Consider the following 9,147-nt stretch of genomic DNA (forward strand, 5'->3'; position numbering starts at 1 on the left):
GCTCATCGGCGAAAGAGATATCCGAAAAATCCTCTGGCTGGTCTAATTCCTCCACCGCTTTTGGCGTTTCCCCTTCCACCGACTCATCGGCGAAAGAGATATCCGAGAAATCCTCTGGCTGGTCTAATTCCTCCACCGCCTTCGGCGTTTGCGCTTCCTCTAGCTCATCGGCGAACGCCATATCCGCACCATCCTCGCTCAGGTTGAATTCCTCTTGCTTGTCCCCGTCGGGGGAGTCTGTGGCTGAACCGAAGGAGGCAAAAATATCCTCGGAGTCTGGACTTGGCGGCGAAGTTTTTGGTGCGGTTTCATCCACAGCGTCGGGGGATGCAGCAGGGGCGGGTTTCGGGTACCCCTGGCGCTTGTCTGTGCCGCCAACTGCTGCCTCGCCTGCTGCATCCTCCTCAGATTTTAATTTAGACAGATCCTCGTCAAGCTTTTGCAGGGTGGACTTGTCCAGCCAGAGGTCCTGGTAATCCTGCTCGGCGAGGTTTTCCGAGGTCAGCAAATCCTCCTCCGGGGAAGCCGGTAAGTAGGATTGTCGGTCCGGGTCCGGGGAATCCAGGAACGGATCGAACTCAGCGCGATCGCCGAGGTCTGGGGTGGAGGGTTCCGCTTCTGGGGTGGGGGGTGAATCGGCGGCGACGGGGGTTTCTCCTGGGTCTGTCGGAGGTGCGATCGCCTCGGTATCTTCTCCGAGATCTGCCATCAAATCCCCCACCGACACCCTATCCTCGGGTTGTGAATTCGGCGCGCTCATTTCGCGATCGTCGGCGGTGGGCGATTCGGCGGCGAGGTCCGTAGCGCGCGAGGGTTCCTTTTCAGGTGACGCAGTGCGATCGCCCGGTGGGTTGGGTTCCTCCAGGTTCTCTTCCCTCGCCAACTCGTCCCAAAATGCGTCAGGGGCTATCTCCTCTTCCTGGATTTCCGGAGCCTCATCGGTTTGCGACACCCCAGCAAATAAGTCCTCTTCGTCCCCTACATTTCCGGGGGCGGAGGCATCCGACAGGGGTGGTTCCTCCTCTGGTGAGCTGGGGCTGAAGGGTTCCCAATCCCGGGTCAATAAATCCTCTTCATCGCTTTTCTGGGTGTCCGATGGTGCGGCGAATTCTGCCGCCGCCTCAAAGTTGCGCTGGGAGAGTTCCTCGCGCGTGAGTGCCTTGGGAGTTTCTGGGGGAGTAGTTTCCCGGTTGTCTTCTTCGAGAGTGGCGCTGTCTTGCGCCTCGGAATCTTCGCCGGCCTCGAGATTTTCTAAATCGCCGAGGTTAAGCGAGGGATCGGTATCGGTTTGCGGAGGGGGGCTGGAGACGCTGGGAAATAATTCCGCCCCCGCATAAGGAAAGTCGAGAAGCAGGGAGGAAGGGAGTGTGGGGGGGCGATCGCCGGTTTCGGTTTCCTCGCTGTCCTCCGTTTCTCCTTCTTCTGCAGGGGGTGCGGTATCTTGCGGGGTTTCCGGTTCCTCCGCATCTGGGGCGGGTTGGGTGCCTGTTTCGGATTCGGTTTTCCGGCGCGAATCGATATCGGCGAAGATTTCGCGAAAACTTTGTAATTGCAGGTTAGATTGCAGATAGCTGGAGGTTTCTTGCCCCAATAGCTGGGCCAAGTGGTTGACTAAGGCGCTCACCATGACTTCGCCCTGTTGTCCCAAATTGTGCATTTGTTGCAATCCTTCGGATAAGGATTGGTTGTAGCTTTGCACGTTGCGCTCTAGGGATTCAAAGACTACCCGCACGGTGGAGTCGAGGGACATCAGCAGGCGATCGGACTGGGCTTGCAACATCCGCAGTTGTTCTAAGCGCTGTTGTGGGTGCAAGAGTCGCGCTTCGGAGAATTCCGGCGCGGTGCTGGGGTCGCGCTCAGAACCGCCCAGGGAAGGGGGTGAGGGAGAGGGGGTTTCGCTTAGCAGTTCGGCTTCTAGATTGCCGATCGCCGTGTTCACTTGTTCCGTGAGGGTTTGTTGCAATGGGCCGATTAAGGCTTGCAAAAACTCGGCGATCGCTTGCTGCTGGGATGCCTGCTGACCTGCTAAGGTGTAATGATGTCGCTGTTTTTGTTCCAGTTGTCGGAGTTGTTCGACTAAGGTGCCTCGTTCTTGTCGCAATGCGGCGATTTCTTCTTCTAAGGGTTGCAACAGGTTGGCGCGCATTGCCATCATGTCTTGGACGAGATTTTGCCACACCTGTTGCGCGGCGGCTGGATTGTTGGCATCTAATGCCGCTTCGCTGTTGGGACGCGAACCTCCCGAACCGGCGGCGGAAGGCGTCTGCATTCGGGGGGCGGGCGGGAGTGATGCCTCTAGCGCCTCCCGTTGCAGTTGGTCATCGAGATAGTGGCGAACTCGTTCTAGAACTCGCCTAGTTTCCCCGGAACTCCACCACGCAAGGCGGGAGTTCATCTTTCGGAGGATTCCGTCAATGTCGGCAATTAAGGCTTGAATTTCTTCACAATTAGAACTCACAGTAGAACCTCTGGCTATAACGAAAGCAGGTATCTCGGACTGGCTGAAGTCAAGACTGCCCTGGTTCCAGGTTTTGTAGATTTTGCTTGCGCGGGTGCAAGGGAGGGTCTCGATATGGCAGGCTACGATCGCGTTCCTGGGATCGAGGGGCTTCTAGGGTGCGAAATCGGGTTAATCGGGGATCGCTCAGTGGGCAAGGGGGGTTTATTCAAAGGAAAGCCAACCATCTGTGAGCTCGCTCGGTCCTGGTTTCCTGCTTTTTCTCTTATTTAAAAATTTACCTTAAACTCGTGCGGGTTGGCTGTGGGGCTGGTGATGGATCGCGCGAAGCAATGGGGGTTTGCCTGGATTAATATTCCCGGGGGCTTGATTTCCAGTGTCAGCCAGCCGGGGTGGCGCAGACCCTTGCAGGGCTTCTCCCCCCACGGTGCGCTAAGCGCCTAAATCTCTGCGATTTCACCCCTGAGAAGGTTTTCGCCCGCCCATCCGGTGTGTTTCCCGGTTAACCCAATCCGGGCATGGTTTGCTGGCGATCGCCGATTGCCAAACCTAGCGGCATTCGAGGACCGTGCAATCGAGGAAATACACCGGGTGTAGGGTTAGACACCCTTCTAGGCTATTATGACTATGGGTTTTCCGGCAAATTCTGCCGGAAAACTGCCGATTCCTGCGGGTTTGGTTTCGATTCCTCCCGCGATCGCCGCTTTCAATCGGGTTGGTTGGGATCCACTTTTCCCCTCTCCCGCACTGACAGGCAATCTCTGCTGCATTCCACCTCGTCAGTCGGGGGTAAAATACGCTGTGGTCTGCCGAATTACTTGTAGTAAAGTATTCACAGAAGCTCCTTGCTTGGCTGAGGCGCAATCTGCGATCGCTTCTCCTCTAGGGCACAAAAGCGCGTTTTTTCTTCACTGCAACTACACTGTTGCTTTAGCTTGCAACGGTGATGCAGGGTGAAAATCACGCTCCGGTTTGCCGAAGAATGAAGCTACGGTCATGCCGGTGTGGTATGGAATTCCATGCGATACTTCCGGAAGATTGTACCTCTGTGCCGCTTGTCCATTGCCCCGGAACCGCGATCGGCTTGCGTGCTTTTCCATCAAGGAAAAAAAACTTATTATTGTTTTGTCACTATTTAGATACAAACTGCGTCAAAAAAATCGCTTGGGAGCCTGTGGGGATGAAAGAGCATAACCAGTCAATCTCAATAATGACCAGTGGGTTGGGGAACCCCCCCAAAACATTCGCCAATGATTTGACCGCAATGATGCTAGCCATTTCCGCATTGCCCCTCGCTCTACAGATAGGCGTTCAAATTTTAACACAGATTGGTTGATGGATTTATGAAGAATTTTGAACGTTTCTGGGGAAGACTTGGTGTGCTGCAAGGCTGTTGTCTGCGCTTTTGCAACCCATTGAAATGTTATCTGCCATCCCCTTTTTAAATGGAACGCCCCCTATAATTGAGTTTTTTGCGATCCGAAGCGCGTTTATGACAGGATGGCCCACATGGACGACCGATATAGCCCTCGCGATACCGTACCGAATATTGATGAATTAATTCGTCAAACGCCTTTTTTTAAAGGCTTGCCCGAGCCAGTTGTGGAAAAAGCAACCGCTCATATTGTCAGCCGTACCCATCCCCCCAATCAGGTCATTTTGTTGGAAAATGACTGGGGAAGTTCGGTGTATTTTCTCCTGGAAGGATGGGTCAAAATCCGCACCTACAACTTGGATGGGAAGGAAGTTACCCTTAATATTCTCGGCACCGGCGAAATCTTTGGCGAGATGGCGGCACTCGATGAGGTGCCGCGCTCGACTGACGTGATTACCCTCGCCCCAACTACCATTGGCAACCTCCCCGCTCAAGATTTTGTAGAGTTAATTCATACCGAACCTTTAGCTGGCATTCGCTTGGCGCAGCTTATGGCCCGCCGTCTGCGACAAGTCAACCGCCGACTCCGCTTGCGCGAATCGGACAGTACCTCCCGAGTGGCTGATATTCTGCTCTTCTTAGCCGAAGGACAAGGAAAGGAATCCCCCAACGGGACTGAAATCCCCAATCTACCTCATCGAGAATTGAGCAGTTTGAGCGGATTGGCTCGCGAAACGGTGACTCGGGTTCTCAGTAAGCTGGAAAAAAAGGGTCTGATTCGACGCGATCGCGAAACCCTTTGCATTCGAGAGCTCCACGCCCTCGAACGTCTGCTGGTGTAGTCTGACCCCTCTCGGGATAAACTCCAAGGAGTCGGGGGGCGATCGCCCCCCCACCTACTCTCTCCCCTCCTCTACCCTGTTGTCTCCCAATCCTCCCCAATTCCCCGTTTTTCCCCATCGTCACTCCATCACCCAAAACACGGCTTCAATTCCTACCCCCTTGACCTCGATTTTTGGAGAAAACGCAATGCAATTTCAACGAATTTTCGTAGCCTTAGATGAGTCGCAATTATGCCAATGGGTATTCGATCGCGCTGTGGATATCGCCCCGTCCAATTCCGCTTCTCTACTGCTATTTCATTGTCTCGCTCCCGAAAATATCGGCCAGTCCATCGGTCCGATGTCCGCCGAATTGGGCTTATATCCAGACATGGTGGAGCGTACCTACGAGGCGCAAAGTCAGTATCTCGAACAACACCAAAACCAAATTCGCCAAACCCTCCAACACTATTGCGAAATCGCTACCGCTAAGGGATTCGCTTGCGAATTCGATTACCACATCGGCGACCCTGGTTCTTCTATCTGCGAAACCGCCCAAGCTTGGAACGCCGATTTAATTCTCGTGGGTCGTCGGGGTCGCAGCGGCTTGACTGAAGCATTGCTCGGTAGCGTCAGCAATTATGTGGTCCATCACGCTCACTGTGCCGTTTTGGTCATTCAAGGCACCGCCGATATCTCATCGAACTCCACTCCATCCCCGAAAAGTGGCGATCGCCTCTCTAACTCTTTTGACCAATGACCAAACCTCATTAAATGACCGGCTTGTTAACCGTTTTTACTCCAAAAAACATCTTTTTTACTCCGCTTAAAACTCAGATTTAATATTTTTTTACATAAAATACAATTAATAACAAATACCAACTTTAGTTGACAAACATCATTATATTATGGCCAAACTATTTCCAGAATAGACGAATATAAAAATTAACAAAACCCTCTATCCCTTAAACTCCTGACAAAATTTCATGGTTAATTCCCCTGACGCGAACAACAATTCTACCCCTACAAACACCAATAGATCCGACAGCGATGATACCGTGACACCTAGCGATCGCGATTCACCCGAAACCTCAACCCCCATCCCCAGCAACAGCAACCCCAATCGCTCCATAGAAGTTAACAAAACCCTCATTCTGGTCGAAACCGCCTTTCTCTCCAGTACCTCCTGTCTGATTTGGCTGATTAATTACTACTTTCCCCTCGGTCCAGTGCTGCGGATTTTTTTCCCAGTCCCCATCGCCCTGGTTTACCTGCGTTGGGGCAATCGGGCCGCTTGGATGGCAGCAGTGGTTTCCGGTTTGTTGCTCTCGGTACTCATGGGACCGACGCGCAGTATCCTGTTTGTCATGCCCTTTGGTTTCTTGGGGGTACTCCTCGGATGTCTGTGGCGACGTCGCGCCAGTTGGGGAACCGCAATCTTACTCGGTTGCATTCTCGGTTCCTTGGGTTTCTTTTTTCGACTGTGGCTCTTGGGAATCCTCGTGGGTGAGGATCTGTGGGTTTACTTAACCACCCAAATTACAGAACTCGCTCAATGGATTTTTCTCAAATTAGGATTGCTCGTGCAACCGAGTCTTTATTTCGTGCAAGGATTAGCCGTGGTTCTGGTAGCAATCAATAACCTCATCTATTTATTTGCCGTACATCTCGCCGCCGCCTTATTGCTGGAAAAATTAGGCAATCCAATTCCCCCGCCACCGCCGTGGGTCGATGTCTTGCTCGATGAAGAATAGCCTCAGCCTATTTTTCCCCGCCGCCGCCAACCCTTATCCGTCACACTCTGCTAGTCTGCAAAAGCGCCCCCCAAACCTGAACACCATAACCTGAATGGGATGATTCGGATCTATACCCAGCCACAACCCGGACAACAATGGCTCGATCGCTATCGGGGACAACGCCCCATCTTTGCCTGCATCTTGGGATTTACAGACACGGCGCTGATTCCGGGCATTTCTGCGGCGGGAGCTACACCCGCCGATCGCAAGTACACCGCGATCGCCGATGCTGAGTTTCTTGACAACGGTCCGCAGCCGGATCCTCGCTATCCCCTGCCACCGCTTCATGCGGGAGCTTCCCCCGTGTTGATTTCTCGGGCAATTGTGGCAGCCCAAAATATCCCGGTTTATCTGTTTAATGCCGGTTTGCCTCAACCCCCCTCGGTTCCCGCTATCGACCTCGAAGGCACCCCCGCCCGTTGCGTCACGACGGGCCATGCGCTGGATATCGAGATTGTCAAACATCTGCTCGATCGCGGACTGGATTGGGGCCACAAAATCGCCACTCAATGCGATCGCGGCTATTTAATTATCGGCGAGTGCGTCGTCGGGGGCACTACCACCGCCCTGGCGCTGTTAACCGCTTTGGGCATTTCTGCTACGGGTATGGTCAATAGCAGCCATCCGCAGTGCAACCATCAGCAAAAATTGGCGGTGGTGAAAGCGGGATTGCAACGCGCCGGCTGCTCACCACCATCGCTTTCCCCGGCTCTCTCCAAGGGTAGCCGATTCTCCCCTACTCTGTCCCCACCCCCATTTCCTGACCCCCTGCATGCGATCGCGGCGGTGGGGGATCCGATGCAGGTGGTGGCGGCGGGAATGGCGATCGCCGCCAGTGGCACCTGTGGCGTCTTGCTCGCAGGGGGGACGCAAATGCTGGCAGTATATGCATTGGCGGCAGCGATCGCCCGTCACTATTCCCTTCCCTGGTGCCCGGATCGAATTGCTGTGGGCACCACTCGCTGGGTGGCAGAAGACCCTACCGGGGATACGGTGGGATTGGCAAATGTCGTCGGTCCAGTTCCTCTGTTGGCAACTCAGCTCAGTTTTGCCGCCTCTCGATATCCCCAGCTTCGCATTTACGAGGAGGGTTTCGTTAAGGAGGGCGTGGGAGCCGGTGCCTGCGCGATCGCCGCTCATCTCTACCAAGGTTGGACTCAAACTCAGTTGCTAGCGGCTATCGAAGCTACGGCATTGCGCTATCAGCTTGCTTCCCGTTGACCCGATCTCGCGCCCTTCGCGATCGCTCCACAATCGGGTTCAATTGTTAAAAAAACCTAAAAAATACCCCGCCATAAGTTAATGAGTATGCAGCCCAATTTTGACTCATTCTCTCTCGCGCGTCGGTGTGGTTTTCGATAAAGCGGACTCGAAACCGGGTTTCTGGCTTCAGTTTGTAGGGTGGGCAGTTTCTTGAATCAGTTGCTATTGGCACCTCGCTCATCTGGATCTGCCCACCCTACCCACTAATTCGTAAGTTGTTAATGAAAAACCCGGTTTCTAACCTCTAGTGAACCACCACTCTAGGTGGAATGACTCGCGAGGCGTTTCCTTGCAGGTGTTGCGATCGCGCCCCTCTCATCACTCATCACTCGTCTCTCTACTTATTCGATGGGTTCAGTGCGCTTGGCGAGTAACTGTTCTTCCAATGCCGCGATCCGGTGATACGCCGCCGTCAATTGTGCCGTCAACCGCTGGATTTGCACTTCCGGCGTTAACAGCACTTCCCCCGGTTGATAGTGGTTCTCTCGGTAGTTATTCTCCACCAGAATATCCTTATGTTCCAGCGTCGCTAGAAATGCATCGTCCCTGCTTTCCACTTTCTCCGCGTAGTGCCTCAGATTCAGGCTAACCTCGGAATACTCCGCGATCGGCGGATTGGTTTCACCATTGCGTTGAGTGAAACACTGCGACACTTTTTTACTCAGTTCGTCAATTGTGTCATACAACACATCCACTTTCTGGTTTAACGCAATCACTTGCTTTTGCAATGATTCCATTTAAGACCCCTATTTCCATAACCGCGTTGTTCATTATTGATTTTAGATAAGGATTCAGCAAAGCTGGAATTATTTTTTAATTATTTAACTTTTAAGAACTTTTATATGTACTCGGGCAAAAATAATTGCAGCGGGTAGGGTGGGCCTCGCCATTTTCGGAAGTGCCTCGCACCCCGGAAGTTCTCGTGCCTGCCCACCCTACAAACCTCAAAAATCGATGTGCAATTTATTTTGCATGACTGCTTATCGTTTCTCAGATTGATGCGATCCGCAGCCGTTTCTGTCATTTCAGTGCAGGCACCTCCGAGATGAAAAATTCTCTACCTCACCCATATGAGAACACTATAACTATGACACCGTCGGTACAGTTTTTCTATCCCTGGAGTGCAGGGTAGGGCTGGCAGCGAAATAACTATTGCGGCGATCGCTAGAGTTTCTTTCCCGATGGGGCGCTGGTGGCGAAATAACTATTGCGGCGATCGCTAGAGTTTCTTTCCCGATGGGGCGCTGGTGGCGAAATAACTATTGCGGTTAGCGGTACAGTTTTTTCCACCCATAGGGCGCTGGCGCGAAAAAAACTATTCCGGTTAGCGGTACAGTTTTTTTCCATTCCTGGAGTACAGGGTTGGACTGGGGATAAATCACTATTCCGGTTAGCGGTACAGTTTTTTCCACCGATTGGGCGCTGGCGGCGAAA

Annotated in this window: 7 protein-coding genes and 1 pseudogene; 5 read left to right on the forward strand and 3 right to left on the reverse strand. The window is 53.0% G+C overall.

The genetic code is table 11. The features are described 5' to 3' along the window. Nucleotides 1-2,458 (reverse strand): annotated as a pseudogene (locus tag LKK83_RS29795) (hypothetical protein); the annotation flags it as partial. A 621-nt stretch (nt 2,459-3,079) separates the two neighbouring features. On the opposite strand from LKK83_RS29795, the gene LKK83_RS29800 reads away from it, so the two are divergent. The 5 genes from LKK83_RS29800 to cobT all read left to right on the forward strand — a co-directional run bounded on the left by LKK83_RS29800 (nt 3,080) and on the right by cobT (nt 7,671). Next, nucleotides 3,080-3,415: a hypothetical protein gene (locus tag LKK83_RS29800; RefSeq protein WP_324635097.1), complete on the forward strand. Its 336-nt coding sequence runs from the start codon at nt 3,080-3,082 to the stop codon at nt 3,413-3,415. A 552-nt stretch (nt 3,416-3,967) separates the two neighbouring features. Continuing rightward, nucleotides 3,968-4,675 (forward strand): Crp/Fnr family transcriptional regulator, encoded by a 708-nt coding sequence (locus tag LKK83_RS29805; protein WP_324635103.1) that lies wholly within the window; start codon nt 3,968-3,970, stop codon nt 4,673-4,675. A 187-nt stretch (nt 4,676-4,862) separates the two neighbouring features. Beyond that, on the forward strand, nt 4,863-5,414 hold the full coding sequence (locus tag LKK83_RS29810) for a universal stress protein (protein ID WP_324635098.1): 552 nt from the start codon (nt 4,863-4,865) through the stop codon (nt 5,412-5,414). 226 nt (nt 5,415-5,640) lie between these two features. Continuing rightward, nucleotides 5,641-6,408, forward strand: coding sequence for a DUF2232 domain-containing protein (locus LKK83_RS29815; RefSeq protein WP_324635099.1), 768 nt, complete (start codon nt 5,641-5,643; stop codon nt 6,406-6,408). 99 nt (nt 6,409-6,507) lie between these two features. After that, nucleotides 6,508-7,671, forward strand: a complete 1,164-nt coding sequence (gene cobT / locus LKK83_RS29820; protein WP_324635100.1) for a nicotinate mononucleotide-dependent phosphoribosyltransferase CobT — start codon at nt 6,508-6,510, stop codon at nt 7,669-7,671. A 383-nt stretch (nt 7,672-8,054) separates the two neighbouring features. Here the strand turns inward: cobT and LKK83_RS29825 are convergent, their stop codons facing one another. Both LKK83_RS29825 and LKK83_RS29830 read right to left on the reverse strand, forming a co-directional pair. Next, on the reverse strand, nt 8,055-8,450 hold the full coding sequence (locus LKK83_RS29825) for a hypothetical protein (protein ID WP_324635101.1): 396 nt from the start codon (nt 8,448-8,450) through the stop codon (nt 8,055-8,057). A 427-nt stretch (nt 8,451-8,877) separates the two neighbouring features. After that, nucleotides 8,878-9,147 (reverse strand): hypothetical protein (locus tag LKK83_RS29830; protein WP_324635102.1); only part of this gene is annotated, 270 nt, incomplete at its 5' end.

It is taken from the genome of Phormidium sp. CCY1219 (assembly GCF_035615515.1).
Taxonomy (GTDB): domain Bacteria; phylum Cyanobacteriota; class Cyanobacteriia; order Cyanobacteriales; family Laspinemataceae; genus CCY1219.